The 26,156-nt window shown below is 59.9% G+C and carries 25 protein-coding genes, 1 tRNA gene and 3 pseudogenes; 11 read left to right on the plus strand and 18 right to left on the minus strand.

Going from position 1 to position 26,156, the window contains the following annotated elements; genetic code table 11:
• Positions 1-48 precede the first annotated feature (48 nt).
• From rplS to RGR602_RS19250, 5 genes are all read left to right on the plus strand, one after another.
• The gene (rplS, locus tag RGR602_RS19230; protein WP_039846408.1) at positions 49-588 is read left to right on the plus strand and encodes a 50S ribosomal protein L19; all 540 of its coding nucleotides are present in this window, start codon (positions 49-51) and stop codon (positions 586-588) included.
• Positions 589-736: 148 nt separating this feature from the next.
• The gene (locus tag RGR602_RS19235; RefSeq protein WP_039846409.1) at positions 737-1,534 is read left to right on the plus strand and encodes a basic amino acid ABC transporter substrate-binding protein; all 798 of its coding nucleotides are present in this window, start codon (positions 737-739) and stop codon (positions 1,532-1,534) included.
• A 16-nt stretch (positions 1,535-1,550) separates the two neighbouring features.
• Entirely contained in the window at positions 1,551-2,372 is an 822-nt protein-coding gene (locus tag RGR602_RS19240; RefSeq protein ID WP_039846410.1) for an amino acid ABC transporter permease, read from the plus strand.
• 234 nt (positions 2,373-2,606) lie between these two features.
• Complete coding sequence (gene leuC, locus RGR602_RS19245; RefSeq protein WP_039846411.1) at positions 2,607-4,016, plus strand: 3-isopropylmalate dehydratase large subunit; 1,410 nt, start codon at positions 2,607-2,609, stop codon at positions 4,014-4,016.
• A 105-nt stretch (positions 4,017-4,121) separates the two neighbouring features.
• A complete protein-coding gene (locus tag RGR602_RS19250; RefSeq protein WP_039846412.1) occupies positions 4,122-4,664 on the plus strand; it encodes a SixA phosphatase family protein in 543 nt (180 codons plus the stop codon).
• A 53-nt stretch (positions 4,665-4,717) separates the two neighbouring features.
• Here the strand turns inward: RGR602_RS19250 and RGR602_RS19255 are convergent, their stop codons facing one another.
• The gene (locus RGR602_RS19255; RefSeq protein ID WP_039846413.1) at positions 4,718-5,548 is read right to left on the minus strand and encodes an aldo/keto reductase; all 831 of its coding nucleotides are present in this window, start codon (positions 5,546-5,548) and stop codon (positions 4,718-4,720) included.
• Between the two features lie 137 nt (positions 5,549-5,685).
• A complete protein-coding gene (locus RGR602_RS19260) occupies positions 5,686-6,234 on the minus strand; it encodes a L,D-transpeptidase family protein (RefSeq protein WP_052451619.1) in 549 nt (182 codons plus the stop codon).
• A gap of 144 nt (positions 6,235-6,378) precedes the next feature.
• On the opposite strand from RGR602_RS19260, the gene RGR602_RS19265 reads away from it, so the two are divergent.
• Together RGR602_RS19265 and RGR602_RS19270 are read left to right on the plus strand one after the other, a co-directional pair.
• Positions 6,379-7,062, plus strand: a complete 684-nt coding sequence (locus tag RGR602_RS19265) for a response regulator transcription factor (RefSeq protein ID WP_039846414.1) — start codon at positions 6,379-6,381, stop codon at positions 7,060-7,062.
• Between the two features lie 13 nt (positions 7,063-7,075).
• Positions 7,076-7,531, plus strand: a complete 456-nt coding sequence (locus RGR602_RS19270) for a cyclic nucleotide-binding domain-containing protein (protein WP_039846415.1) — start codon at positions 7,076-7,078, stop codon at positions 7,529-7,531.
• Positions 7,532-7,534: 3 nt separating this feature from the next.
• On the opposite strand, the gene RGR602_RS19275 is transcribed toward RGR602_RS19270, so the two are convergent.
• The 6 genes from RGR602_RS19275 to tesB form a co-directional block, all read right to left on the minus strand.
• A complete protein-coding gene (locus RGR602_RS19275; protein WP_039846416.1) occupies positions 7,535-8,338 on the minus strand; it encodes an exodeoxyribonuclease III in 804 nt (267 codons plus the stop codon).
• Positions 8,339-8,455: 117 nt separating this feature from the next.
• Positions 8,456-9,124, minus strand: a complete 669-nt coding sequence (locus RGR602_RS19280) for an outer membrane lipoprotein carrier protein LolA (RefSeq protein ID WP_039846417.1) — start codon at positions 9,122-9,124, stop codon at positions 8,456-8,458.
• A gap of 137 nt (positions 9,125-9,261) precedes the next feature.
• Complete coding sequence (locus RGR602_RS19285) at positions 9,262-11,928, minus strand: FtsK/SpoIIIE family DNA translocase (protein ID WP_039846418.1); 2,667 nt, start codon at positions 11,926-11,928, stop codon at positions 9,262-9,264.
• A gap of 234 nt (positions 11,929-12,162) precedes the next feature.
• The gene (locus RGR602_RS19290; RefSeq protein WP_039846419.1) at positions 12,163-13,599 is read right to left on the minus strand and encodes an ammonium transporter; all 1,437 of its coding nucleotides are present in this window, start codon (positions 13,597-13,599) and stop codon (positions 12,163-12,165) included.
• A gap of 28 nt (positions 13,600-13,627) precedes the next feature.
• Entirely contained in the window at positions 13,628-13,966 is a 339-nt protein-coding gene (locus tag RGR602_RS19295; RefSeq protein ID WP_027511789.1) for a P-II family nitrogen regulator, read from the minus strand.
• A 223-nt stretch (positions 13,967-14,189) separates the two neighbouring features.
• On the minus strand, positions 14,190-15,074 hold the full coding sequence (gene tesB / locus RGR602_RS19300; RefSeq protein WP_039846420.1) for an acyl-CoA thioesterase II: 885 nt from the start codon (positions 15,072-15,074) through the stop codon (positions 14,190-14,192).
• Positions 15,075-15,158: 84 nt separating this feature from the next.
• On the opposite strand from tesB, the gene RGR602_RS19305 reads away from it, so the two are divergent.
• On the plus strand, positions 15,159-16,373 hold the full coding sequence (locus RGR602_RS19305; RefSeq protein WP_039846421.1) for a ubiquinone biosynthesis hydroxylase: 1,215 nt from the start codon (positions 15,159-15,161) through the stop codon (positions 16,371-16,373).
• Here RGR602_RS19305 and RGR602_RS19310 read toward each other — a convergent pair.
• The 4 genes from RGR602_RS19310 to RGR602_RS19325 all read right to left on the minus strand — a co-directional run bounded on the left by RGR602_RS19310 (position 16,370) and on the right by RGR602_RS19325 (position 18,889).
• A complete protein-coding gene (locus RGR602_RS19310) occupies positions 16,370-16,558 on the minus strand; it encodes a Trm112 family protein (protein ID WP_039846422.1) in 189 nt (62 codons plus the stop codon). The genes RGR602_RS19305 and RGR602_RS19310 overlap by 4 nt on opposite strands.
• Before the next feature lie 10 nt (positions 16,559-16,568).
• Positions 16,569-17,252 (minus strand): LON peptidase substrate-binding domain-containing protein, encoded by a 684-nt coding sequence (locus RGR602_RS19315; RefSeq protein ID WP_039846423.1) that lies wholly within the window; start codon positions 17,250-17,252, stop codon positions 16,569-16,571.
• A 101-nt stretch (positions 17,253-17,353) separates the two neighbouring features.
• Positions 17,354-18,325, minus strand: coding sequence for a thioredoxin (gene trxA, locus RGR602_RS19320; RefSeq protein ID WP_039846424.1), 972 nt, complete (start codon positions 18,323-18,325; stop codon positions 17,354-17,356).
• Between the two features lie 54 nt (positions 18,326-18,379).
• On the minus strand, positions 18,380-18,889 hold the full coding sequence (locus tag RGR602_RS19325; protein ID WP_039846425.1) for a prolyl-tRNA synthetase associated domain-containing protein: 510 nt from the start codon (positions 18,887-18,889) through the stop codon (positions 18,380-18,382).
• A 253-nt stretch (positions 18,890-19,142) separates the two neighbouring features.
• Between RGR602_RS19325 and RGR602_RS19330 the strand changes: the two genes are divergently transcribed.
• A tRNA-Gly gene (locus tag RGR602_RS19330) sits at positions 19,143-19,217 on the plus strand.
• A gap of 84 nt (positions 19,218-19,301) precedes the next feature.
• Here the strand turns inward: RGR602_RS19330 and RGR602_RS19335 are convergent.
• From RGR602_RS19335 to RGR602_RS34940, 3 genes and pseudogenes are all read right to left on the minus strand, one after another.
• A complete protein-coding gene (locus tag RGR602_RS19335) occupies positions 19,302-20,312 on the minus strand; it encodes an IS3 family transposase (RefSeq protein WP_223843960.1) in 1,011 nt (336 codons plus the stop codon).
• Between the two features lie 139 nt (positions 20,313-20,451).
• Positions 20,452-20,610, minus strand: a pseudogene (locus RGR602_RS39760) (transposase); the annotation flags it as partial.
• A 22-nt stretch (positions 20,611-20,632) separates the two neighbouring features.
• A pseudogene (locus RGR602_RS34940) lies at positions 20,633-20,884 on the minus strand (hypothetical protein); the annotation flags it as partial.
• A 16-nt stretch (positions 20,885-20,900) separates the two neighbouring features.
• On the opposite strand from RGR602_RS34940, the pseudogene RGR602_RS35915 reads away from it, so the two are divergent.
• Positions 20,901-21,146 (plus strand): annotated as a pseudogene (locus RGR602_RS35915) (transposase domain-containing protein); the annotation flags it as partial.
• Here RGR602_RS35915 and RGR602_RS19350 read toward each other — a convergent pair.
• Positions 21,133-21,630, minus strand: coding sequence for a dioxygenase family protein (locus RGR602_RS19350; RefSeq protein WP_323808231.1), 498 nt, complete (start codon positions 21,628-21,630; stop codon positions 21,133-21,135). The pseudogene RGR602_RS35915 and the gene RGR602_RS19350 overlap by 14 nt on opposite strands.
• A 619-nt stretch (positions 21,631-22,249) precedes the next feature.
• Between RGR602_RS19350 and RGR602_RS19355 the strand changes: the two genes are divergently transcribed.
• Entirely contained in the window at positions 22,250-23,581 is a 1,332-nt protein-coding gene (locus RGR602_RS19355; RefSeq protein ID WP_039846428.1) for a glucoamylase family protein, read from the plus strand.
• Here RGR602_RS19355 and RGR602_RS19360 read toward each other — a convergent pair.
• Complete coding sequence (locus RGR602_RS19360) at positions 23,578-24,618, minus strand: ABC transporter ATP-binding protein (RefSeq protein ID WP_039846429.1); 1,041 nt, start codon at positions 24,616-24,618, stop codon at positions 23,578-23,580. The two genes, RGR602_RS19355 and RGR602_RS19360, sit on opposite strands and share 4 nt — an antisense overlap.
• Positions 24,615-26,129 carry an ABC transporter permease gene (locus RGR602_RS19365; protein ID WP_052451621.1) on the minus strand — a complete coding sequence of 505 codons (1,515 nt, stop codon included), beginning with the start codon at positions 26,127-26,129 and terminating at the stop codon, positions 24,615-24,617. Before RGR602_RS19365 ends, RGR602_RS19360 begins: the two co-directional genes overlap by 4 nt.
• Positions 26,130-26,156 lie beyond the last annotated feature (27 nt).

The following is a 26,156-nucleotide window of genomic DNA, read 5'->3' on the forward strand; positions in this document are numbered from 1 at the left end:
CACGTGTCGAGCGCTCTGGCTGTTTCAGAAGAACCAAAGGTTAAGACGATGAACATCATTCAGCAGCTCGAGGCCGAACAGGCCGCCAAGATCGAAGCCAAGCGCACGCTTCCGGAATTCTCCCCGGGCGACACGCTCCGCGTCAACGTCAAGGTTACGGAAGGCAACCGTACCCGTGTTCAGGCCTATGAAGGCGTCTGCATCGCCCGCTCCGGCGGCGGCCTGCAGGAAAACTTTACGGTCCGCAAGATTTCCTACGGCGAAGGCGTCGAGCGCGTATTCCCGATCTATTCTCCGATGATCGAAAGTGTCGAAGTCGTTCGCCGCGGTAAGGTCCGCCGTGCGAAGCTCTACTACCTGCGCGACCGTCGCGGCAAGTCCGCGCGTATTGTTGAGAACACCGGCACCCGCGCCCGCAAGCTCAACGACGCCGAGCGCGCTGCTGTTGCCGAGGAAAAGGCACGGATCGAAGCCGAAAAGGTTGCAGCAGCTCAGGCTCTCGCAGCCGAAAAGGCAGCAGCCGAAGCCGCAGAAGCAAAGGCAGCAGCTGATGCTGCAGCAGCCGCTGCAGAGCCCACAGCAGAATAAGCTCTCGGAACGCAAAATTCTTTGCATGAAAAGGCGGTCTTCGGGCCGCCTTTTCTGTTTTGGCTCCGCGGCATCGGGGCCGATGCTCTTGCCATCGGCTTCGCAACTATGACAATTTCCCCTAGCCACATTTCATTGGAGATTTCTGATGCCGTTCCGCCGCACCATTCTTGCAGGCCTCGCCGCTCTCGTTCTTTCGCCATTGGCGGCCCTTGGTGCCGATCTGCCGGATCTTGGCGGCAAGACGGTGGTCGTCGTTACCGAGAATGCCTATCCGCCGCTGCAGTTCGTCGACCCCAAGTCCGGCAATCAGATCGGCTGGGAATATGACGCGATGAACGAGATCGCCAAGCGGCTGAACTTCAGGGTCGAATATCAGAACACGAGCTGGGACGCGATGATCCAGGCTGTCTCCGACGATCAGTACAACATCGGCATGACCGGCATCACCATTAAGGACGACCGCAAGCAGAAAGTGGATTTCTCCGATCCTTACATGCGCTCGCAGCAATTCATGCTGGTCCGGGGCGATGAGAGTCGCTTCACGGACGCGAAGACCTTCGGTGAGTTCAAGGACGGCCTCGTAGGCGCGCAACCGGGCACCTCGCCTTTCTACACGGCCGTGTATGAAATCCTTGACGGCAACGAGCAGAATCCGCGGATCAAGCTCTTCGAAACCTTCGGCGCGACGGTCCAGGCGCTCAAGGCCGGAGATGTCGATGTGGTGCTGACGGACAGCGTTGCCGCGAAGGGGTATGTCGATGCCTCGAACGGCAAGCTCAAGGTGATCGGCGGCCCGCTCGGCACTGAGGATTTCGGCTTCATCTTCCCGAAGGGCTCCGATCTCGTTGCCCCCGTCAACGCCGCGATCGCCGCATTGAAAGCCGATGGCACGCTCGACGCACTGAACAAGAAGTGGTTCCTCGACTACAAGATGGGCGAATGATGCAGGTCAGCCGCTGATGGCCCTGCAGCCTTCTCCTGCCGGAAATCTCAAGGGCGACTATCCGTGGTGGCTGGTCGCCCTTGCGACGATCGGCGTCATCCTTGCGATCGTCATCGTCACCAACGGCATCTACGCGCAGGTCTTCCGCACCGTCGTCAACGGCGTATGGGTCACCGTCTTCGTGACGTTGGTCGCCTTTGCGCTGGCGACATTGCTTGGCCTCGGCATCGCTCTTCTGGGGCTTTCCGATAGCGTCGCGCTGCGCCAAGCATCCCGCTTCTATATCGAGATCATCCGCGGCATCCCAATGCTCGTGCTGCTCTTTTACGTGGCCTTTGTCGGCGCTCCGGGCATTGTCGCCGCCTATAATTTCCTGATCACGCCATTTGTGAAAGCCGGATTGGCGGAACCGATTTTCGTGCGTGACCTATCACTGATGTGGCGTGCGATCATCGCCCTGATGATCGGGTATTCCTCTTTTATTGCCGAGATTTTCCGCGCCGGCATCCAATCTGTCGACCATGGACAGGTCGAAGCGGCAAAGGCGCTGGGCCTGTCGCGCTACCACCGCTTCCGGCTGGTTGTCTTTCCGCAGGCGATCCTTGTCATCTTTCCGCCGCTGTCGAACGACTTCGTCTCGATGGTGAAGGACAGCTCCCTCGTTTCGGTGCTCGGCGTTTCCGACGTCACGCAGATGGGCAAGGTCTACGCCTCCGGCTCCTTCCGCTTCTTCGAGACCTATTCGATCGTCACCTATATCTATCTGATCCTGACGATCGGTTTGTCGCTCGCACTGCGGCAGATCGAGCAGCGGATGCGCAAAGCTCACAGCCGGTAGCGCTGACATGATTGCCGTTTGCGAGAAAAATCGCTATATGCAGGCCCATGGAAAGCAAATTCAGGTGCATTGGCGCGCATATTTTTGTGCTGCAGGATCATTATCGCCTGCCGGCACGCTTCTTTGCGACCGTTTCCGGTGCGCTCAACAGCCGACTTCGTTGATCGAATGATGGCCGGCGGGCCTTGCCGCCTATTCCTTTTCCCATTGCATCCAAAAACGGACTGAAATGCCATGAGCGCACCGCGTACCCTTTACGACAAGATCTGGGACGACCACCTGGTCGACGAACAGGCAGACGGCACCTGTCTTCTCTACATCGACCGCCATCTGGTCCACGAAGTGACCTCTCCGCAGGCGTTCGAAGGCCTGCGGATGACCGGCCGCAAGGTTCGTGCTCCCGAAAAGACGCTTGCCGTCGTCGATCATAACGTTCCGACCTCGCCTGATCGCCATCTCGGCATCAAGAACGAGGAGAGCCGCATCCAGGTCGAGCAGCTTGCCAAGAACGCTGCCGAGTTCAAAGTCGAATATTACTCCGAGAACGACAAGCGACAGGGCATCGTGCACATCATCGGGCCGGAACAGGGCTTCACCCTTCCGGGCATGACGATCGTCTGCGGCGACAGCCATACGTCGACGCACGGCGCCTTCGGCTCGCTCGCCCACGGCATCGGCACGTCCGAGGTCGAGCACGTCCTGGCAACACAGACGTTGATCCAGAAAAAGGCGAAGAACATGCTGGTGCAGGTCGACGGAAAGCTTCCGGCCGGCGTCACCGCCAAGGACATCGTTCTCGCGATAATCGGCGAAATCGGCACGGCCGGCGGTACCGGCTACGTCATCGAATATGCCGGCGAAGCGATCCGTGCGCTGTCGATGGAAGGCCGCATGACGATCTGCAACATGTCGATCGAAGGCGGCGCCCGCGCCGGCCTGATAGCGCCCGACGATACGACCTTCGAATACATAAAGGGCAAGCCGCGCGCGCCGAAGGGCGAGGCCCTGGAACAGGCGATTGCCTATTGGAGGACGCTGAAGTCCGACGAAGGCGCACATTTCGACCGCATCGTGAAGCTCAACGCCGCCGAACTGCCGCCCATCGTCTCCTGGGGCTCTTCGCCGGAGGACGTCGTCTCGGTTCAGGGCGTCGTTCCGAACCCGGACGAGATCCAGGACGAAACCAAGCGAGCCTCCAAGTGGCGCGCACTTGACTACATGGGCTTGAGGCCAGGCACGCCGATCACCGAGATCAACATCGATCGCGTCTTCATCGGCTCCTGCACCAACGGCCGTATCGAAGATCTTCGAGCGGTTGCCAAGGTCGTCGAAGGCAGGACCGTTGCTTCGACCGTCGCCGCGATGATCGTTCCCGGCTCCGGCCTCGTGAAGGAACAGGCCGAAGCCGAAGGCCTCGACAAGATCTTCAAGGCAGCCGGTTTCGACTGGCGTGAGCCGGGCTGCTCCATGTGTCTCGCCATGAACGACGACCGCCTGAAGCCGGGCGAGCGCTGCGCCTCGACGTCCAACCGCAACTTTGAAGGCCGTCAGGGCTTCAAGGGCCGCACGCACCTCGTTTCGCCGGCCATGGCTGCCGCTGCTGCAATCGCTGGCCATTTCGTCGATATCCGCGAGTGGAACTGACGGATATTGCCTCCCTCTCGATCCGAGAGGGAGGCATGCCATCTTAAGAAGACAAGATGCGCATTCGGTGAGACAATAGTCTCCTGCCCTTTTCAGGTGAGCGGCATGAATGCGTCAAAAAAGTCTTCGCCGAAGTCCCTTCGCCTTTTTCTTCTGCGCCACGCAAAATCCGCTTGGCCGGACGATGTCGCAGACCACGACCGCCCGCTTGCGAAGCGCGGGCGAAAGGCCGCGCCCTTGATCGGCGCCTACATGACGCGCGAAAAGCTCTTCCCCGAGCTCGCCCTGGTGTCGACGGCGCGGCGCGCCCAGGAAACATGGAAGCGTGTAGCGAAAAAACTTTCCGCCTCGACTGTGGAACGCGATGTGCCGGATTTATACGAAGCCTCGGCAACGCGCATTGTCGGCCTCCTCCAAAAGATTGAGCCGTCGGTCCGAACGGTCATGCTTGTCGGACACAATCCCGGTTTTCAGGACCTCGCGAACAATCTCGTCGGCAAGGGCGATCCGGAGGCCTGCGCACGCTTGAAGGAGAAATTCGCCACCGCCGGCATGGCGATCATCGCGTTCGAGGAAGATAGCTGGGCGGATATATCGCCCGGAAGCGGACGTCTCGAGCGCTTCGTGACACCGCGTGAACTCAGGTGAGCAACGTCTCCTCCTCCCCGCAATGGTGGAGGAGGAGATGGAAGGTCTCTTGATCAGAACGTTGCCGTATAGGGCTCGGGTCCCATGCGGGCATTCCTGTCGTCAAGCTTGGCAATCGCTGCCATGTCCCCGGCATCGAGCTTGAAATCGAACACCTTGAAGTTCTCCTCGATGCGCGACGGCGTCACCGACTTGGGGATCACGACAAGACCGCTATCGATATGCCAGCGGATGATGACCTGTGCCGGTGTCTTGCTGTGCTTCTTGGCGATTTCACCGATAACCGGGTTGGCAATGAATTTTCCCTGACCGAGCGGACTCCAAGATTCGGTAACGATATTGAGTTTCCGGTGCGCGTCCTGCGCCGCCTTCTGCTGAAAATCCGGGTGGAGTTCGATCTGGTTGATGACCGGAACCACGCCGGTATCGCCAATGATGTGATCCAGATGATCCGGATAGAAGTTGGAGACGCCGATCGAACGAGCACGCCCTTCTTCCCTGATCTTGACGAAAGCCTTCCAGGTTTCGCGATAGAGTCCGCGGTGCGGCGACGGCCAGTGGATCAGGTAGAGATCGACATATTCGGTGCCAAGCTTCTTCAGGCTGCCCTCGAAGGCGCGCAGAGCGCCGTCGTAACCCTGGTCGGTGTTACGAAGCTTTGTCGTGATGAAAACATCCTTGCGATCGAGACCGGAGGAACGCACGCCCTCGCCGACACCCTCTTCGTTGTCGTAGCCCGAAGCCGTGTCGATATGGCGGTAACCGGCTTCAAGGGCCTTGCGGACTGTCGGAGCCGCAACCTCCTGTGGCGTCTGCCATACGCCGAGGCCGACCTGGGGAATGGAATGTCCGTCATGGAAAGTGATGATGGGTTGATTGGCCACAAAATATCTCCGGAAGTTTGAAGGATTGGAGGGGCATGAAATTGAATCCGCGAGCGGATTTCCCGGCATGCCATTCAGCCTGAGCGCCGGTCAAAACGGATATAGGAGACAGTGCGCAGATTATCACCCCTCATGCCTCAGAGAACGCGTACGACCGTCCCCTTGCGAATGTGCGGCAAAAGCCGGCGCATGTCGCGCGGGTGGACGGCGAGGCAACCTGCTGTCGGCTCATAGCCCGGCCTGATGAGATGGAAGAAGATGGCCGATCCCCGATTGCGGGCGCGGGATGTGATATTCCAATCCATGACGAGACATATGTCGTAGAGTCCGTCCTTGCGCTTCAGCTCTTCATGGCTTGGACGGAAGGGCGCTCTGACGAGGCGATTGTAGTTCGGATCGCCGGGCTGGTCGCACCACAGCATGTCCTGACGGATGCGCCGGAGCAAGAGCGGTGTTTCGAGGCGGCTCAGGCGTTCGCCGCGGCAAAATCCGTAAAGTAGCTTCATTGAAGCAATCGGCGTTGCACCGTCGCCCTCACGCTTCAAGATGGTGCGGCCGGAACGTCCGATTGCGGCGGGAAGGACGAAAGAACCGCATTGAACCAGTGCGCGGCTTTGCCTGCCGGGCGCGGGACGCACAATAATGGTGGATGATACCGTTCTTGCGCTTCGCCTTGTTTTCTCCATTTTTCTCACATGTTTTTGTTTTGCTTGGGAGTTCGATTGAAATCACATCGGCCCTGGCCCGGCAACAGCGCGTCTCCCGGTCTTTGCCAGCGATCGAAATATGGCGTAGGACTTGATGAGACGGAATCTGAGGAACAGAACCGCATGACCGCACGCACCATTCTACTGGTGGATGACGACAACGACCTTCGCGAAACCCTGACGGAGCAGCTTGCGCTCTATGATGAGTTCACGGTGCTGCAGGAGGCGACGGCCGGCAAGGGCATACAAGCTGCGCGCAACACGCCTGTCGATCTGCTGATCATGGATGTCGGGCTGCCGGATACGGACGGACGCGAAGCAGTGAAGCTGCTGCGCAAGGGCGGCTTCAAGGCGCCGATCATCATGCTGACCGGACACGATACGGATTCAGATACGATCCTCGGCTTGGAGGCCGGTGCCAACGACTATGTCACCAAGCCGTTCCGCTTCTCGGTGCTTTTGGCGCGCATCCGCGTCCAGCTTCGGCAGCACGAACAGAGCGAGGACGCGACCTTCACAGTCGGACCCTATCTCTTCAAGCCGAGCCAGAAGCTGTTGACCACCGAAAACGGCCAGAAGATTCGCCTCACGGAGAAGGAAGCGGCGATCATCCGCTATCTCTATCGCGCGGAACAGAAGGTCGTCACCCGGGACGTCCTTCTCGAAGAGGTGTGGGGCTACAATTCCGGCGTGACGACCCATACACTCGAAACGCACGTCTACCGCCTGCGCCAGAAGATCGAGCGCGATCCCTCAAACGCTGAAATCCTGGTAACAGAAAACGGCGGCTACAAGATCGTACCGTAGGGCAAAGAGCCGCATGGCGCTGACAGACGATATCAACATGCTTTCGCAGCAGCCGCTCTTCAAAGGCATGTCCGCCGACCAGTTGCGGCTGGTCGCCTTCGGCGCCGACCGGCGTTTGATTTCCACCGGGCAGATGCTTTTCCGCGAAGGATCACCGGCAGAAAGCGCTTATGTCGTCGCCAGCGGCGCGCTGGAGCTCAGCACGACGGGCCCAGATGGCCATCCCAAGGTCGAGCGCATCGCGGGCCAGGGCACGTTGCTGTCCGAACTCGCTCTGGTGACGCTGGTGGAGCGCAAATTCACCGCCGTGGCACGGGAGGATTCCAGCGTCATCCGAATCACGCGAGCGCTCTTTTACAGGCTGATCGAGGAATATCCAGATGCGGCCCGCCTCATAGAAAGCCGCATTCGCGATAACATCGCGGAATTGGCGGCACGGGCGAGCGCACAGCTTCACCGCTTTTCGTAGATCTCAGAGGTTGAAATGCGCGGTGACGGGCACGTGATCGGACGGACGGTCCCATCCGCGAGCCTCCTTCAGGATGTCGATGCGCTGGAGCAGCGGGCCGAGGTCCGATGACGACCATATATGATCGAGGCGGCGGCCGCGATCGGCAGCCTCCCAGTCCTTGGCGCGGTAACTCCACCAGGTATAGAGCTTCTCGTGCGACGGCACGTGCTGGCGCATGAGATCAAGCCAGGCTCCGCGCTTCATCGCCTCCAGTAGACCCTCGGTTTCGACCGGCGTATGGCTGACGATCTTCAGCATCTGCTTGTGCGACCAGACGTCGTGCTCGAGCGGCGCAATGTTGAGATCGCCGACGAGGACCGCCGAGGTATTCGCTTCGCCGTTGGCCTTCAGCAGCTTCATTTCCTCGACAAAATCCAGCTTATGGGCGAACTTCGGATTGATGGCCGGGTCCGGCTCGTCGCCGCCGGCGGGAACATAGAAATTATGCAGCCGGACGCGGCGCCCTCCACGCTCGAAGACCGCCGAGATATGGCGCGCGTGGCCGACATTTCCGTAGTCCAGGCGATGATCCTCCTGGAGCGGGATGCGCGAGGCGATAGCGACACCATGGTAGCCCTTCTGGCCATGCACGATGATGTGGTCATAACCCATGGCGCGCAGAGGGGCCGCCGGAAAGAGCTCGTTTGGAACCTTGGTTTCCTGCAGGCAGAGGATATCCGGCTTATGCTTGAGGACGAACTGCTCGACGATCGGCATGCGCAGCCGCACCGAATTGATGTTCCAGGTGGTAATCGAGAAGCTCATGCCATTGCCTTTCAACGGGACTGGAAAGGCCTTAGAGCAAAGGGGCTGTTGATGGAACGTCCACAAGCAAAAATGCCCGGCTTTCACCGGGCGTTTTTCACAGAAAGTCATATGGCATCAGTCACGGGAAGCGGCAGTGCCTGGAATGCTTTCGTACGGCACTCTGAAGACCTTCTGATCAAACTGAACGCCGGTCCTGACATTGAATACCATCACGGACGTGTCCTTGCCCTGATTGTCGGTGATCGTCCACTGACGCAGATCGTAGGTCTTCGGATCGAACATCATCGTGATCGTCGAATTGCCGAAGATCGTCTTATTGCCAAGCGCAATCGTCGTCAGGTCCGATTCTTCCCTTACGCTCTTTACCGAACCGTCCGACAGGTTGATCCTCCGTGCAAGCAGCAGGCTGAGCGGCGTCTTGGAAAGCGGATAGAGGCTCCAGGTCTTCAGCTTCAGGTTACCGACCGCAACATTCCGGCCGTCCGAGATCACCCGGATCGGCGACGGATCGTTATAGTTGAAGCGCAGCTTGCCGGGACGCTCGATGAAGAATTTGCCGCCCGTCTGCTCGCCGCGCGGTCCGAACTGCACGAATTCGCCCTGCATGGTGGCTACGTTGGAGAAATGGTTGGCAATCGCCTGTGCCGTCGAAGAACCGCCGGCCGCTGCCTGCGCGAAGGCGTCGAAAGGCGCTGCAGCCGAAACAGCCGCGAGAGCCATGGCGCCGAGAAGTTGACGGCGGTTCAGCAGCAAGCCACTGGAATGGAAATCGGAGTTGGTCATCTAGGTCTCCTATGATGCGACCTGCATGCTGCCGAAAGGCGGCGTCTTCATGGCGCAGAAGCATCGCTGCAGAAGGTAACGTTTCCGAGGCGATCAGGTTTCCGTGAAGTCATTGCCCCGGCAGATTTTTTCAGCCTCTAGCGATCGAGGATATCGCCTTCGGTCGGAACCAGGATTTCGCGCTTGCCTGCGTGGTTTGCAGGTCCGATGACGCCTTCCTGCTCCATGCGCTCGATCAATGATGCGGCTCGGTTGTAACCGATGCCGAGACGACGCTGGATATAGGACGTCGAGGCCTTGCCGTCGCGAAGCACGATGGCGACCGCCTGGTCGTAGGGATCGTCGGAATCCGACAGATTGGACGTCCCCGCCGGACCGCCGTAATCATCGTCCTCCTCGTCATCAGCGGTGATCGCATCGAGATATTGCGGTGCGCCCTGGGTCTTCAGATAGGAAACGATCTCCTCGACTTCCATATCAGCCACGAAGGGGCCATGGACGCGCTGAATGCGCCCGCCGCCAGCCATATAGAGCATATCGCCCATGCCGAGCAGCTGCTCGGCGCCCTGTTCGCCAAGGATCGTGCGGCTGTCGATCTTCGACGTGACCTGGAAGGAGATGCGGGTCGGGAAATTTGCCTTGATCGTGCCGGTAATGACGTCGACGGACGGACGCTGGGTCGCCATGATGACGTGAATGCCGGCGGCGCGCGCCATCTGCGCCAGGCGCTGGACGGCGCCTTCGATATCCTTGCCGGCGACCATCATGAGGTCAGCCATTTCGTCGATGATGACGACGATGTAGGGCATCGGCTGCAGGTCGAATTCCTCGGTTTCGTACATCGCTTCGCCGGTGTGGCGGTCAAAGCCTGTCTGCACGGTTCGGGAGATGGCTTCACCCTTGGCCAGCGCCTGCTCGACGCGCGCATTGAAACCATCGATATTGCGGACGCCGATCTTCGACATCTTCTTGTAGCGCTCTTCCATCTCGCGGACGGTCCATTTGAGCGCGACGACAGCCTTCTTCGGATCGGTGACCACCGGCGACAGCAGATGCGGAATGCCATCATAGACCGAGAGTTCGAGCATCTTCGGGTCGATCATGATCAAGCGGCACTGTTCCGGCGTCAGACGGTAGAGCAGCGAGAGGATCATGGTGTTGATGGCAACCGACTTACCGGAGCCTGTCGTACCGGCAACCAGCAGGTGAGGCATCTTCGCGAGATCGGCGATGACGGCCTCGCCGCCGATCGTCTTGCCGAGTGCCATGGCGAGCTTCGCCTTCGAACCTTCGAAATCACGCGATGCGATCAGTTCGCGCAGGTAAACAGTTTCACGCGTTGAGTTTGGCAATTCGATGCCGATCGCATTGCGGCCAGGGACCACAGCGACACGGGCGGCGATTGCGCTCATGGAGCGGGCAATGTCGTCGGCAAGGCCGATAACGCGTGAGGACTTGATGCCCGGGGCCGGCTCGAGCTCGTAAAGTGTGACGACTGGGCCAGGGCGGACATGGATGATTTCACCCTTGACGCCGAAGTCTTCCAGAACGCCTTCGAGCATGCGGGCATTCTGCTCCAGCGCATCGGCGGAAAGCGATGTGTCGCGGATGAAATTCTTTGGTTCGGCGAGCAGATGAATCGAGGGAAGCTGGAAACCTTCCGGACGAATGAAGGAAGCCTGCGATTCGCGTTCGATGCGGGCACCGGGCTTCGGACGCGAGATCTGCGGCACGACGCGCGGTTCGGGCTTGCCGCCGGCAGCCTTTGCCGGCGCACGTATCATCCAGTCATCTTCGTCGTCATCCGGCAGAATATCGGCCGGACGCGGAGGCATGTCGCTATCGAATGGCACTTCGCCATCGTCGTCGTCGAGCGAAATCGAGGGCGCAGAGACGACCCGGCGCGGCGAGCTGACGCGCGGTTCCATCGACGGCTCCAGGCGCTCGCTGCGGCCTGCCGGCGCCTTGGCGCGAACCGGCTCGTTCAGGGTACCGAATTCATCATCGTTGAAGTCGTAGGGCGATTCGAAATCGCTCTGGCGGCGCTTGCGTGGCGCCATGCCGAGGATGCGGCGCATCCGCGCTTGGCTCATATACCAGGCATGTGTCAGCGCTCCGAACGCAAGCCAGCCGCCGCCTTCGTCGTCCTCGTCCTCGTCGGCATCCCCAACCGAGCGGGCTTTGGAAGGCATAGCCCCGAGTGCGTCGCCCTCATCCTCTTCAGCTTCAGTGCGGCCGACGATGCCGGCAGCAAAGAGCATCATCCAGGCGGTGGGCAGCGCGAAGACGCCGCCGACAGCCGTCGCGAACGCGCCACTCGGGTAGGCGCCGACGAAGAGAGCCGGAAAACGAAGGATCATATCGCCGATGACGCCGCCGATGCCGTTCGGGATCGGCCATGTCAGAGGCGGTGGGAAGCAGCCGATCACGGCAGACGAAAGGATCGAGCCGAGAGCCCAGGCGCCGGCCCGTTGAGGAATGCGGCTCATGCGGCGGCCTGAAATCAATGCCAAGGCCCAGGCGACGACCGGCAACAGTGCCACGACGCTTGCAAGGCCGAAGAACTGCATCGCGATGTCAGCAAAGGCGGCACCGCCATATCCCAGGACATTTGCCGGCGGATTGCCCGTCGCGTAGGAATAGCTCGGATCTGTGACGTTCCATGTCGCGAGTGCCGCGACCGCGAGCGCCAATAGCAGGAAGATTGCAAAGCCCAGGAGAGCCTGCGCCTGCCGGAACACGAACCCTGAGAGGGAGAAACGGTCCGGCCGGCTATCAATCACCGGCGACGTGCTTCTTGCCATATACTCGACCCGTCCAATGCTGAGCGCGCGAATCGCCGAGGGCGTCGCCACGCAATATGCGTCCGCCCCACCTAATCAAAGGAGGGTTAAAGCGATGTTAACCATGAGAGACTGGACAAGCCGGACCGGCAAATAAAAAGGCCCGAACCTAAGGTCCGGGCCAAGATGCAGCCTGTAGATAGGCCGCGACGGGCTGTTGAGCGGCGCCCTTTGCCGGGCGCCGCTGTCCTGCGATCAAGAAGAGTGGTAGGCGGCTTCGCCATGGGTCGCCAGGTCGAGACCTTCGCGTTCTGCCTCCTGGGTTACGCGCAGGCCGACGATGACGTCGACGATCTTGTAGAGGATCGCCGAGCCGACACCCGACCAGACGAGGGTCGTCACGACGCCCTTTAGCTGAGCCCAGACCTGAGTTGCCGTACCGGCGTAGGATGCAGCAAAGTCCGGCGTCGAGTAGTCGACGATACCTGCGCCGCCGAGCGCCGGGTTGACGAGAATGCCGGTGCCGATGGCGCCGATGATGCCGCCAACGCAATGCACGCCGAAGACGTCAAGGCTGTCGTCGTAGTTGAACTTGTTCTTCACGACGTCGACGAAGAAGTAGCAGGCCGGCGAAACGATCAGGCCGAGAACGATCGAGCCCATCGGGCCTGCAAAGCCTGCTGCCGGCGTAACGGCAACGAGACCGGCAACAGCGCCCGAAGCGGCACCCAGCATGGAAGCCTTACCGCGGGCGAAGGTTTCGACGATGCACCAGGAAACAGCGGCAGCAGCCGCTGCAACGAAAGTGTTGATCATCGCGAGCGAAGCATAGGAGTTGGCTTCGAGGTTGGAACCGGCGTTGAAGCCGAACCAGCCGACCCACAGAAGCGATGCGCCGACCATGGTGAGCGTCATCGAGTGCGGAGCCATGATTTCCTTCTTATAACCCGTGCGCTTGCCAAGCATGATGGCGCCGACAAGGCCGGCAATACCGGCATTGATGTGAACGACCGTGCCGCCGGCGAAGTCGATTGCACCATAGGAGAAGATCAGGCCGGACGGCGAGCTGTAGGAGCTCGGACCACCCCAGAACCAGACCATGTGCGCCATCGGGAAGTAGATGAAGGTGACCCACAGGACAACGAACAGCATGACGGCGGAGAACTTGATGCGCTCGGCAAACGCACCGACGATGAGGCCGGGTGTAATGCAGGCAAACGTCATCTGGAACACGATGAAGGTGTATTCCGGAATGGCGACGCCCTTCGAGAAGGTCTCGGCGAGTGACGATGTGTTGACGCCGGCAAGGAAGGCCTTGGAGAAACCGCCGATGAAGCTGTTCAGCGAACCGCCGTCGGTGAAGGCCAGCGAGTAGCCGTAGGTGACCCAGATCAGGGACACAACGGCGGTGATCATGAAGACCTGCATCAGCACGGAGAGCATGTTCTTGGCGCGTACGAGGCCGCCATAGAAGAGAGCCAGGCCGGGAATGGTCATCAACAGGACGAGCGCCGAGGAGACGAGCATCCAGGTATTGTCACCCTTGTCCATGGTGAAAGCCGGAGCCGCTGCAGCCGCGGCATCGGCAGCAGCCGGCGCGGTCTCCTGCGCAAAGGCGACGACCGGCGCTAAGAGCGCGGCAGACGCAGCCCCGAGCCGCGCAAATGTGGAAGAAAACTTCGAAATTGACATTGGAATAAAGCTCCTTGCTCAGCCGTTCTTACAGCGCTTCGGTATCGGTTTCGCCCGTGCGGATACGGACGGCATGGTCGATCGAGTAGACAAAAATCTTGCCGTCGCCGATCTGGCCGGTCTTGGCCGACGACGCGATGGCTTCGACGGCCTTGTCGACGATTTCTGATGCGACTGCGATTTCGATCTTGAGCTTCGGCAGGAAGCTGACCGCATATTCCGTACCGCGATAGATTTCGGTATGTCCCTTCTGGCGTCCGTAGCCCTTCACTTCGGTCACGGTCAGGCCCTGGATGCCGATCGCCGTGAGGGCTTCGCGGACCTCATCGAGCTTGAACGGCTTGATAATGGCCATCACAATTTTCATCTGGTTTTCCCATCCTTCGTTATCCTCGGCGCGGAGCCGACTCTCCTTGCCGCTGACGTTCACGAACAGCGACTGGGGATCTACATTCAAAGGGCGTGCCAGTTTCGAAGCAGATTATAAGTTATTGAAAAGTAAAGAGTATAATGAACGATGCTATTTAAGAGGCAATTGACAGGGCAACAACCGCCCAAATAATGCCCAAATTTGTAAATTTGCACATTTTTTATTCATTTGCCTTTTTCCGAATCAAACCTTCCTGCGCGACTGACGCAATCAGAACACCCGACCGGGTAAAGAGGCTACCGCGCGTGAGACCGCGGGCACCAAAAGCCGATGGGCTATCTTGTGTGTAAAGCAGCCAATCCTCAAGCTTATCAGGCCGATGAAACCACATGGAATGGTCAAGGCTCGCAACCTGCAGGCTCTGGTCGAAGATCGACGTCCCATGAGCGTAGAGCGAGGTATCGAGCAGCGTCATGTCGGAGAGATAGGCAAGCACAGCAGCTTGATAGAGCCGGTTATCCGGGACCGGCCCTGTCGCGCGTACCCAGACATCCTGGCGGGGATCAAGCTTCTTGTTTGAAAAATAGTGCGTCAGCGAAACCGGCCGGATTTCGATCGGCCGTTCGCGCTCCCAGTATTTGCGCACGGCCGCCGGCGCATGCGCGAGGTACTGCTCCTTGATCTGCTGTTCGCCGAGCAGTCTTTCCGGCATGGGGACATCAGGCATCACGATCTGATGATCGAAGCCCGGTTCCTCGACCTGGAAGGAGCATGAGAGTGCAAAAATCGCCTTGCCGTGCTGGATTGCCACGACCCGGCGCGTATTGAAGCTCGATCCGTCACGGATGCGCTCCACCTGATAGACGATCGGTACGGAAGGATCGCCCGGCCGCATGAAATAAGCATGCAGCGAGTGAACGAAGCGCTCTGTCTCAATCGTCCGCTGGGCAGCCATCAATGCCTGACCGATCACCTGTCCGCCAAAGACGCGCTGCCAGCCGACCTGGGGACTGCGGCCGCGAAAGATATCGACTTCGATCGGCTCGAGATCAAGCGTCGCGAGCAGCGTTTCCATGGCTGTGGGTTTGGCCGCTTCTTCCATCATTTGTTCAACTCCCAACGGTAGGAAGTGGGGATGCGATGATCTATATAGATCATCATTGTAATCACAAGGCGCGGAGAGCGGGCGATGCAGGACATGCTGGTTGTTGGCGGAGGGTACGTCGGCCTTTGCGCGGCGGTCGCCGTCAAGCAGGCAGCCCCCCACCTCGATATTGCCGTCGTTGAAGCAGCGCCTGAGTATGTCTGGCAGAAGGATATGCGCGCCTCGGCGATCATCGCCGCGGCAACGAAGATGCTGGAAGTCTTCGGCATCTGGGAGGAAATCAAGCCTGAAGCCCAGCCGATCACCAAGATGGTCGTGACCGATTCGAGGACCGCCGACCCGGTTCGCCCGGTTTTCCTGACCTTCGATGGTGAAGTGGAAGATGGCCGCCCTTTTGCGCACATGATCCCGAACGCCGTCCTGGTCGGCGCGTTGCGCGGCGTCTGTGACCGGCTCGGCATCGAAATCCGGCATGGGCTGAGCGCCACCGGCCTGAAGACGGAAGAAAACCGGATCTCCGTGACGTTGTCTGATGGAAGCGCACTGGAATCACGCTTGCTCGTCGCCTGCGATGGGGTGCGCTCGAAGCTCCGCGATCTGGCAGGCATAAAGACGGTCAGCTGGGATTACGGCCAGTCCGGCATCGTGGTGACCGTCGAGCACGAGCGGCCGCACAATGGCTGCGCCGAAGAGCATTTCCTGCCCTCCGGTCCCTTTGCGATCCTGCCCCTCACCAACAACCGGTCTTCCCTGGTCTGGACCGAGCGGGCCCACGATGCCGACCGGCTTGTTGCCGGCGAGGACCTGATTTTCGAAGAGGAACTGGAGCGCCGCTTCGGCCATAAGCTCGGCGCGCTCAAGGTGATTGGCGAAAGACGCGCCTTCCCGCTCGGACTGACGCTCGCCCGGGCCTTCGTGGCGCCGCGCTTTGCACTTGCAGGCGATGCAGCCCACGGCATTCACCCGATTTCCGGCCAGGGGCTCAATCTCGGCTTTAAGGACGTGGCAGCATTGGCAGAAACCATCGTCGAGGCCGACCGGCTCGGGCTCGATATCGGCTCGATCAATATTCTCGAGCGCTACCAGACCTGGCGCCGCTTCGATACGTTTCGGATGGGGGTGACGACCGATGTGCTGAACCGGCTGTTCTCCAATGACGTGATGCCTGTGCGCATTGCCCGCGACGTCGGCCTGGGCATCGTCGACAGGATCCCGAGCCTCAAGGCCTTTTTCATCGGGCAGGCGGCCGGGACCGCGGCCAGGAACAATCCGCGGCTTTTGGCAGGCGAGACGATCTAATCGTCCAGCCGCCGCGCCTCTGAGACCAGCATGATCGGGATGCCATCACGAATCGGATAGGCAAGGCGGGCCTTTTCCGAGACGAGCTCGTTGTGCTCGCGGTCATAGCGGAGCGTGCCCTTGGTGAGCGGACAAACAAGGAGCTCAAGCAGTTTCGGATCAACACGGCTGAGTTTTTCGTCCATACCCGATGATTTACTGCAAAACCGTATCGGAGTCACCGAAGACCCGCGCGAGCACGATTTCTGTGATTGCGATCAGGGTTTCCGCCCTGGTTTTGAGATCGGGAGCCTCCAGCAGCGCCTGTTTCTCTGCAGGACCAAAGGGCGACATCATCGCAAGCGAATTCACAAGCGTCAGATTGCTGGCTCGCTCGACACTTTCCCAGTCGGCTTCCAGCTTGTTCGCATCGAGATAGGCCCTGAAAGCGGAAAGCAAAGCGCCACGATCGACGGCATCTTCTTCATCGCGTGCGGAGAGATCCGAAATGAAGGGAGCGATGCGGAAGCTTCTGAACGGCTCATGCGTCATTTTCTCGCCAAGCAGGCGGAAACGGCAAACGCCCGTCAGGGAAACGATATAGCGCCCGTCGCCCGTCTCGGCGAAAGAGGTGATCCGCCCGATGCAGCCGACTGGAGCAAGATGAGGGTCGCCGGTTTTGTCGCCCGCCGTCGCATCATTGTCGCCGAGCGCCGGCTGGACCATGCCGATCAGCCGGTTGCCAGCCAACGCGGCGTCAAACATCGCGAGATAACGCGGTTCGAAAATATTCAGCGGAAGCTGTCCCGTAGGCAGGAGAAGAGCGCCGGTCAGAGGAAAGACGGCGATCGAATCTGGCAGATCGCCGGGTTTTAAATATCTTGCATTCCCGACTTGCATCAAAACTTGTCCCACACCAAGCAGGAGCGAAACGGTGCTCCCTGTCCTGCCTGTGAAATGTGGTGCCCTTGCCCAAAAACGCAAGGGCAAGGTTTTGAAAGTTACGAGAAGAGCATTGCCGAAAGCTTGCGCCGCGCGGACACCGTTGCCGGATCCTTGAAGCCCCAGACTTCGAAGAACTGCAGGAGTTGGCGGCGTGCGCCGTCGTCATCGAAGGTCCGGTCCTTGCGCATGATATGGAGCAGATGCTCGGCCGCCTCGTCGCGCTTTCCCTCGACGTTCAAGATCTTGGCAAGCTTCATGCGCGCATCATGGTTATCCGGATCGACTGCAAGGTCGTGTTCCAGAGCGATTGGATCACCGAGCTTGCGGGCTTCTTCGATCTGATCGAGCTTCGTGATGACGGCCTGAATCCCGGCGTCCTTGGCAAGCTCTTCCGGCAGATCGGTCAGCGCTTCGCGAGCGCGCTGATGCTGGTTGGCGGCAATCATGCATTCGGCCATCCCGGCAAGCGCCTTGGCATTTTCCGCATCGGCTTGCATGATCGCGCCGTAGAGTTGCGCGGCACCATTAACGTCGCCCGCGGCCAGAAGCCCCGCAGCCTCCTCGAGCACCGCTTCAATCTCCGCAGCCTGATCTGCACCAGCAGGACCGGCGATGCGGTCGATGAACTGGCGAACCTGGCTTTCCGGCACGGCACCCATGAAGCCATCGGCCGGGCGGCCGCCGACGAAAGCGATCACAGCCGGGATCGACTGGATGCCAAGCTGGCCTGCGATCGACGGATGGTCGTCGATGTTCATCTTCACGAGCTTCACGCGGCCTTGCGCTTCATTGACCACCTTTTCGAGCACTGGCGTCAATTGTTTGCACGGGCCGCACCAAGGCGCCCAGAAATCAACGAGTACGGGCTGGTTGCGCGATTCTTCGATGACGTCCTTCGTGAAAGTGGCGGTTGTCGTATCCTTGATATGTCCGCCGCCTGCCGCCGGCTGCGGCGCCGAACCGAAGTTCGCCGTTGCCGACATCTGACTGCCGAAGGAATTGCTGTAAGAATTGTCGCTGCCGCTCATTGGTATCTCCCGCTGCGCCGGTTGCCCGGCTTTTTCTAGCGCTAAAATCGTATGTCAGGCCGTCACTTTCAAGACAAGCGGCTTATGGCCGGTCGCTTCCATGAAGCGAATGAGATCTGCGCTTGCAATCGACGTCGTCGCATCGTTGGATAACGGATGGCAATTGACGACCTCCTCCTTCATCAAGTCCGCATCGAGCACGAAGGTCACATTGTTCCCCATGTCGTTGATGGCGCCAAAGGCGGTGACCGCGCCGGGGATCACGCCAAGATACTCCATCAGCTTTTCCGCCTTGCCGAACGAAACCTTGCTGGCGGCGCCGATCAGCGCATGCACGGTCTTGAGATCGACAACGGCATGTTCCTCGACCGTCAGCAGGAAGAACTGATCCTTCTTATCTTTCACGAAAAGGTTTTTTGTATGCCCGCCGGGAATAGCATCGCGCAGCGACACCGATTCGGCCACGGTGAAGACTGGAGCATGCTCATGCGTCCTGTGCGCGATGCCAAGCCCGTCGAGGAAGGCGAAAAGTTCGTTCTTGTTTTTCGGCTTGGTTTCGGTCATCGCGGCATCCGTGCGGAAAGAAGGAGATAAGATGCCCTGATTAAGTCGGAGGGACGTGTTTTGCAATGTTCGGGATCGACGCTTACCCCTGAATTTGCGGCAGTTTGCCAAAGCGCCTCTGAAGGCGTGGGATTTTTCTTGGTCTTTGCGTGATTTCCCTGTTGCATTTAAAAATCGATTGGGCCATATAGCGCCCGTCGCCGCAAGGTGGCAGCCCACGGTCCACCAACTACCCCGGACCGATGCGGATTGAGCGGGTGTAGCTCAGGGGTAGAGCACAACCTTGCCAAGGTTGGGGTCGAGGGTTCAAATCCCTTCGCCCGCTCCAGTTTCGCCTTTGTCCGACCCGGAGACATCGGTAACACTTTGTACCTAACACATGGTGGACTGCACCCCTTTGGTGAGACAGCAATCAGTAACAGTTCTCCCGGCTGTGAATTGCGTCTGGTGTCTCTTGCCGCTGTTGCAAGAGACTGGCTTCGTAAGCGTCCGGCGCGAGATAGTCGAGGGCCGAGTGCAGGCGCTGCCTGTTGTAGACCACCTCGATGAATTCGCCGATCCTAGTCCTTGCATCGTCCAGGTCGCGATACGCCTGACCATCCACCTCCTCTTCCTTCAGGGTCCTCATGAATCTCTCGGCCTTCGCATTATCGTAGGGATTGCCGACGCGGCTCATGCTCGGCTGGATGCCGTGGTCTGCAAGTCGTGCCGCATAGTCGGCGCAGGCATATTGGACGCCGCGGTCGCTATGGTGAATGACGCTATCAGGTCGCGGCCGGCGAGCCGCAACCGCCATGTCGAATGCCTCAATGGCAAGTTCCGCTTTCAGATGGGTTGCAATCGCCCAGCCGATGACCTTGCGACTGAAAGCGTCGAGGACGATCGCCAGGAATGCGAACTCCTCGGCGAGATGAACGTAGGTGATGTCGGCGACCCAGAGCTGGTCGATGTCGGTCAGTTGAAGACCTCGAGCCAGGTTGGGCACGATGCACCAGTCATGCCTGGAGTCGGTTGTCATCGGCACGAACGGGGATTTGCGCAGACACAGCAGATTATCCTCCCGCATCAGGCGCAGCACGCGCTTGTGGTTGGCACGCCAGCCTTCTCGGCTCAAAAGCACGGCGATTCTTCGGTAGCCGTAATGCCGGTTGGCGAGCGCCAGGCGTTGGAGGGTGTCGCGCAGCCCCATTTCCTCCCTGCGCGGCGCCGTCGCCTGCCAATGACGATAGTAGCCCGCGCGGCTCACCCGAGCCAGCCGGCACATTCGTTCCACACTGATTTGGCCTTGCAGCCCGGACGCCATCATCGCTTCGATGACCGTGTAGATGCCGTCCCGCCAGGCTTGCCACTCCGCTGGCGTGCTGTCCCGACGTGCTGCAAGGCCTTTTGAAAAAATCAATATCGGCCGCTTGCTGTCCGACAAGCCGCTCTAATTCCGCAATCCGCGCAAGCGCTCTCAAGAGTTCGTCGCTCGAGGAAGACTGCAGCGCGCCAGCTTCCGGTTGCTCATCGCTCGCTGCTGCGTCTCGCTGCGGACGTCCGCCTTCTCGCAACGCCGACGCTGCGCCAACTCGGAACTGCTTTTGCCACTGATAAAGGCCCTTGCGCGAAATCCCCAACTCGCGAGCAAGCTTGCTGACATTGGCGCCGGCAGCCATTCGCTGAACCGCTGCCAGCTTAACCTCGCGACTGAACCGCCGCCCAGGATCGTCCGTCCTCATTAGTCCTCCTAACGGAGAACTGTTACCATGCTTTTGTCTCAAAATCGGGGAGCACTACAATGGGTGACAACCTCGTGCCGAACGGGTTGTCGATGGTTTGCAAAGTCCTCTGCTCCAGGTCGATATATCCCAGATCATAATGCATGAAGCTGACGAGCCAAATGCCGTCGTCGACTTCCTTGATTCCCAGTTTCTGGCCGGCCAGCACGGTCGAGATGTTGACCTTCTTGCGATAGATGCAGATGCGGCCGCAATTGGCGACCAGCGCATCTCTGTAATCGATCCCGACCAGGCCACAAGCCATCGTTTGGAAGAATTCTCTTTTTGCCGGCACGCACCTAGGCGACCATCGCAACGCTCATTCAGACCGCCAAGATGAACGATGTCGATCCGCTGGCATGGTTGGCGCAGACCCTCGAGCGCATCGCAGCGGGTGGCCAGCCAGCGAAATCGAACCCTCATGCCGTGAAATTTTGCAATGTAACGGCCTTTGTTCATCGCTTGCCACGCAAGGCGCCCGGTTTAGGCCACTATGAAATCATAGCGGCCGAATTTTCCGTCGCTCGTCGCCCTGACATCGAGCAACAAGGCTGCGTTGAATATCCGGTCACGTTCATTGTCCGGCTCGCCGGGAAAATAAAGCTGCGTCGTCAGCACGTTTCCGCCGGGCCGTTGGACTTTCAGGTGGTAATGCCGGGTGCGGCCGGGATAGACCCCTGGCACGATCGTCTCAAACCACCATTTGCCTTCAGCATCGGTGAATTGATGCCCGCGGAGTTTGTATCCGCTGTTGTCATAGGTGCCAATCTCATTGGCGTGCCACAACTCGATCAACGCTTTTGCGACGGGCTGGCAGTTCTCGGTCAGTACGTAACCGGCAAGCGTCATCGGTTCACCGCCCGGTGCATCGCTCGCGAAATCCTGTTTTTCAGGGCTCTCCGGCGTGAAATACGGGCCTTCGGTCTGCGCTGGCGTCAGATCGTCGTCATCATCGCAAGTTGGTGTGCGCGACAGCTGCACAGGAACGCCGGCTGCATGGCTGAGTCTCGAAAGCACAATCGGCGTGGCAACGAAGCCCATAAGGAAATGTCGCCGGGTCGGCATGGCGTTTTATCTCCCTAACATGCAAACCAAGATCCTTGCGGCTCCATTGGGCAGAAGTGGGGCGGGTCGCAAGGAATTTGGGTACTGACAAGTTGTAGCGGCGCGCAGGGCCAAATGCCTTGCTGTTGGCTGCGGTAAGGGCGCGGTCACAGTCACCGGATTTCGGCCACGTGCAATCTATTTCCACGAGCGTGTTATGCACTTCGCGCCACAATCATCGAGCGCTCCGCGCAAAAACCGCTCCTTTTAAAACTGAAGCGAATTCTGCCGTACGGGCACGATTCTACGACGTCGTACTTTATGCTTGCCAAGGTTGGGGGCGAGGGTTCAAATTCCTTCGACTCTCAAGTTTTCGTATGAATACCAAATATTTACAATAACCCGCCGTAAGTCGATTTAGTGTTTTAAATCCATGTCGCCACGTCAGCGCCAAAACGACCGATCGCAACCATTTGCCGCACTATCTGAAAAGAATTTGATTTGCGCGCAATGCATCGCCATGTTGGGCGAGGGCGGGCAACGGTTGGTTTGATGTATGCTGCAACGAATTGACGACACGGATGCCGCCCTGATCGACAGGCTGCAGAAATCCGCATTCGACTATTTTCTGAGATATTCCAATCCCGAAAACGGCCTGGTCGCGGATACGTCAGTGGCCGGGGTTCCTTGCAGCATCGCTGCCGTCGGCTTTGCGCTCTCCAGCTATGCAGTCGCCGCCGAACGCGGATGGATGACGCGCCGAGAAGCGGCAGGCAGGTCAGTCACGACGCTGCGTTTCTTTGCCGGGAGCCATCAGGGACGCGAACGCCACGCGACCGGCTATCGCGGCTTCTATTACCACTTCCTGCATATGGATAGCGGCCACAGGGCCTGGAACAGCGAGCTCTCGACAATCGACACGACCTTGCTCGTCGCCGGCATGCTGACGGCTGCGGCCTATTTCGATCGGACCGATGCGGTGGAGACGGAAATCCGCGAGCTTGCGAAATTCATCTATGAGCGCATCGACTGGCATTGGGCGTTGAACAAGGGGCAGACTGTCAGTATGGGGTGGAAGCCAGGCAGTGGTTTTCTGCGCTGGCGCTGGCAGGGATACGACGAAGCGATCCTGCTCTATATGCTGGCACTTGCTTCGCCGACCCATCCAATCCCGCCATCGAGCTACGATGCCTTCGTCTCAAGCTATTCCTGGATGCTCTTCGGCAAGCAGCCCTATCTCTATGCTGGACCGTTCTTCATTCACCTTTTCCCGCATGCCTGGATCGACTTCCGCGGGATTAACGACAAAGAGATGGCCGCCCGCGACTGGGACTATTTCCGCAACACACAGGTTTCGATCGCCGTGCAGCGCGATTATGCCGAGCGCAACCCCGGACACTTCGTTGGCTACAATAAGGATGTCTGGGGACTTTCCGCCTCCGACGGCCCGCCTCCAACGCGCAACATGCGTGGCGGCCGGCGTCAGAAGGTTCTGGGTTACGCCGCCCGCGGTGCACCGCTTGGCCCGGATGACGGGACAATTGCACCTTGGGCGGCGGTTGCGGCATTGCCCTTTGACCGGCAGGCGTCGCTTGATGGCCTAAAGGCGCTGCTCGCCGCCTATCCTGATCTGCTCTGCGAAGGCCGCTTTCCAGGTGGCTTCAACCCGACGGTGAAGACTGCTCGGCCTGAAGGCTGGGTCGACGATCGATGCGTCGCGATCGACCAAGGACTGCTGGTGATGACGGTCGAAAACGACCGGTCGGAGTTCATCTGGAACCTGATGCGGCAGTCGCCGGTCATCCGTCTCGGCCTTGAACGCGCCGGTTTTACGGGCGGCTGGCTGGAGCAGGCGGAAACGGAAAGGGTTTCGCGAAAGACGGCTTAAGGGCGGCCGAAGACATGCGCCTTGCCGGCGATATCAAGGCGAACACGATCGCCGCGTTCGGGCAAGGCCACGCTGGATGTCTTGATGAAGATCGGCGGCAGCGCCACGCCTTCCAGCGACACCGCCACGGTGCAGGTTGCGCCGCCGAACTCGACCTCGACGACACGACCACCATAGGCGGGCTCGCTTTCATCGGCAACGACGCGAATCTGCTCCGGCCGCAGCATGATCTCGGCCTTGCCTTGATGGCTGCCTTCCACTGCGACGCGGCCGAGCGCGCAATCGGCAAAGCCATTTCGGACAATTGCCGGAAGCATCACCGCATCGCCCAGGAAAAGGGCGGTCTCGCGGTCCTTCGGCTGCAGGTAGAGCGATTGCGGTGAACCTGCTTGGATCAGCTTGCCTTCCCTGAGCACCGCGACCTGATCGGCAAAGGAGAGAGCCTCTGCCTGATCATGGGTTACGAGTATCGTCGTGATATCGGCCGTCTGCAGCACGCGCGCGACAGCCTTGCGCATGTGTTCGCGAAGGCCGGTATCGAGCGCCGAGAAGGGCTCGTCGAGCAGCATGAGGCGCGGCTTGCGGCCGAGGGCTCTCGCCAGTGCCACGCGCTGCTGCTGGCCGCCGGAAAGCTGGTGGGGACGGCGCGTCAGCATGTTGCGGTCGAGCTCGACCATATCCAGTAGTTCGACGATCCGCTTTTTGCGATCGGGAGCGCCCCGTTCGAAGCCGAAGCCGATATTGTCGGCAACGCTCAAATGCGGGAAGAGCGCACCGTCCTGCGAGACGATGCCGATGCCGCGCTTGTGCGCGGGAACGGCTGCCGCTCCATCGGCGAGCACTTCGCCGTTCAGGACGACCTGCCCTTCATCGGGCCGCTCGAAGCCGGCGACGATGCGCAGCAATGTCGTTTTGCCGGAACCTGAGGGGCCGACGACGGCGGTGCGGCTGCCGGCGGCCACGTCCAGCGTCACCTTGTCCAGCGCTGTCACTGGGCCATAGCGCTTGCTGACAGACTGGATCGTAAGCAAGGTCATTGGCCGGCGGTCCGTTTCGATTGGGCATAGAGAACAAGGGTCAGCGGCAGCGACAGCACTATCATCATCACCGCATAGGGAGCGGCCGACACATAGTCGATTTCGCTGGTCAGCGACCAGAATTTCGTTGCCAGCGTTTCAACACCGTTAGGCGACAACATCAGCGTTGCCGTCAGTTCGTTGGTGATGCCAAGAGCCGACAGCGCAATGCTTGCAGCAAAGCCCGGGGCAGCAAGGCGCATGGTAATCTGGCGCACGGCCTGCGACGGCGTGCGTCCCAGGCACATGGCAGCCCGTTCCAGCTCCACAGGCGCTTGTGCGATGCTGGCACGAAGGCCGACCATCGCACGTGGCAGGAAGAGCAGGACATAGGCAACGATGAGGGTCGCAAAAGTCTGGTAGAGCGGCAGCGCCAGCCGCACGGTGATCGTCACCAATGCCAGCGCCACGACGACGCCTGGAAGCGAGCCGACATAATAATGGCAGGCTTCGAGCAAACGCTGGAATCGCCCCGGCGCGCGGACCGACAGCCAGGCCATGGGCGCGGCCGCGATCGTCGTCAGCACGCCGCCTGCAACCGCAAGGACGATCGTTTGAACGAACGCATTTCCGACCGCATCCAGCCGCCAGATCTCGCCGCCGCCGAGATAGAGCCAGCGGCCGAGCGTCATGAGCGGAACGCCGAGCGTCAGCACCGCGAGCGTGCCCGGCAGCAGAATGGCAGGTACGACAAACCAGCCAAGACGGCGGCGATCGGCCGGCCGTGCGGAACCGGAGCCGACGCGGGCGTAGCGTTCGTTGCCACGCAGCAGGATTTCGAGGCCGAGCAGGAAAAGGCAGCAGGCGACGAGCACACCGCCGAGCATATTGGCTGCGGGGCTGTTATAGGCCGACTGGAACTGATCGACGATCGCGGTCGAAAAGGTGTCGAAGCGGATCATCACGTAAAGGCCGTATTCCGACAGGAGATGCAGCCCGATCAAGAGCGAGCCTCCACAGATCGCAAGCCGCAACTGCGGCAGGATCGTACGGAAGAAGACACGCCAGGGATCGAGGCCAAGCGACGCCGCCGCATCCTCGATCGCCGGATCGAGGCGGCGAAGAGCAGCAGCGACCGGCAGGTAGAGAAAAGGATAATAGGCGAGCACGGAAACGAAGACACCGCTCTGCAGGCCGCGCATGCCGGGAACGAGGCTCACCCAGGCATAGCTGTGGACGAAGGCTGGAACGGCAAGCGGCGCAACGGCAAGCCAGGACCACAACCGCGGAAACGGCACATTGGTCCGCTCCGTCAGCCAAGCGAGCGTCACGGCAAGAGCAATCGACAGGGGAATGGTGAGCGCTTCGAGCAGGATCGTGTTGACGAGCAGCTCGCCGACGCGTGGCCGCAAGACCAACTCCTTGACCGTCTGCCAGCCGACATTGATGGTAATCCAACCGATGAAGCCGAGCGGCACGAGGCTCATAAGTGCGACGAGCGTTGCAAAGACGACGACGGAGGCGTGCGGCATGCGCCCGCGCAGCAAACCTGTTCCGCT

The organism is Rhizobium gallicum bv. gallicum R602sp, assembly GCF_000816845.1.
GTDB lineage: Bacteria > Pseudomonadota > Alphaproteobacteria > Rhizobiales > Rhizobiaceae > Rhizobium > Rhizobium gallicum.

Coding starts and splice junctions, on each gene's coding strand:
- rplS (WP_039846408.1), top strand. CDS start 49: ATGAACATCATTCAGCAGCTCGAGGCCGAACAGGCCGCCAAGATCGAA.
- RGR602_RS19235 (WP_039846409.1), top strand. CDS start 737: ATGCCGTTCCGCCGCACCATTCTTGCAGGCCTCGCCGCTCTCGTTCTT.
- RGR602_RS19240 (WP_039846410.1), top strand. CDS start 1,551: ATGGCCCTGCAGCCTTCTCCTGCCGGAAATCTCAAGGGCGACTATCCG.
- leuC (WP_039846411.1), top strand. CDS start 2,607: ATGAGCGCACCGCGTACCCTTTACGACAAGATCTGGGACGACCACCTG.
- RGR602_RS19250 (WP_039846412.1), top strand. CDS start 4,122: ATGAATGCGTCAAAAAAGTCTTCGCCGAAGTCCCTTCGCCTTTTTCTT.
- RGR602_RS19260 (WP_052451619.1), bottom strand. CDS start 6,234: ATGGAGAAAACAAGGCGAAGCGCAAGAACGGTATCATCCACCATTATT.
- RGR602_RS19265 (WP_039846414.1), top strand. CDS start 6,379: ATGACCGCACGCACCATTCTACTGGTGGATGACGACAACGACCTTCGC.
- RGR602_RS19270 (WP_039846415.1), top strand. CDS start 7,076: ATGGCGCTGACAGACGATATCAACATGCTTTCGCAGCAGCCGCTCTTC.
- RGR602_RS19275 (WP_039846416.1), bottom strand. CDS start 8,338: ATGAGCTTCTCGATTACCACCTGGAACATCAATTCGGTGCGGCTGCGC.
- RGR602_RS19280 (WP_039846417.1), bottom strand. CDS start 9,124: ATGACCAACTCCGATTTCCATTCCAGTGGCTTGCTGCTGAACCGCCGT.
- RGR602_RS19285 (WP_039846418.1), bottom strand. CDS start 11,928: ATGGCAAGAAGCACGTCGCCGGTGATTGATAGCCGGCCGGACCGTTTC.
- RGR602_RS19290 (WP_039846419.1), bottom strand. CDS start 13,599: ATGTCAATTTCGAAGTTTTCTTCCACATTTGCGCGGCTCGGGGCTGCG.
- RGR602_RS19295 (WP_027511789.1), bottom strand. CDS start 13,966: ATGAAAATTGTGATGGCCATTATCAAGCCGTTCAAGCTCGATGAGGTC.
- tesB (WP_039846420.1), bottom strand. CDS start 15,074: ATGATGGAAGAAGCGGCCAAACCCACAGCCATGGAAACGCTGCTCGCG.
- RGR602_RS19305 (WP_039846421.1), top strand. CDS start 15,159: ATGCAGGACATGCTGGTTGTTGGCGGAGGGTACGTCGGCCTTTGCGCG.
- RGR602_RS19310 (WP_039846422.1), bottom strand. CDS start 16,558: ATGGACGAAAAACTCAGCCGTGTTGATCCGAAACTGCTTGAGCTCCTT.
- RGR602_RS19315 (WP_039846423.1), bottom strand. CDS start 17,252: ATGCAAGTCGGGAATGCAAGATATTTAAAACCCGGCGATCTGCCAGAT.
- trxA (WP_039846424.1), bottom strand. CDS start 18,325: ATGAGCGGCAGCGACAATTCTTACAGCAATTCCTTCGGCAGTCAGATG.
- RGR602_RS19325 (WP_039846425.1), bottom strand. CDS start 18,889: ATGACCGAAACCAAGCCGAAAAACAAGAACGAACTTTTCGCCTTCCTC.
- RGR602_RS19355 (WP_039846428.1), top strand. CDS start 22,250: ATGCTGCAACGAATTGACGACACGGATGCCGCCCTGATCGACAGGCTG.
- RGR602_RS19360 (WP_039846429.1), bottom strand. CDS start 24,618: ATGACCTTGCTTACGATCCAGTCTGTCAGCAAGCGCTATGGCCCAGTG.
- RGR602_RS19365 (WP_052451621.1), bottom strand. CDS start 26,129: ATGCCGCACGCCTCCGTCGTCGTCTTTGCAACGCTCGTCGCACTTATG.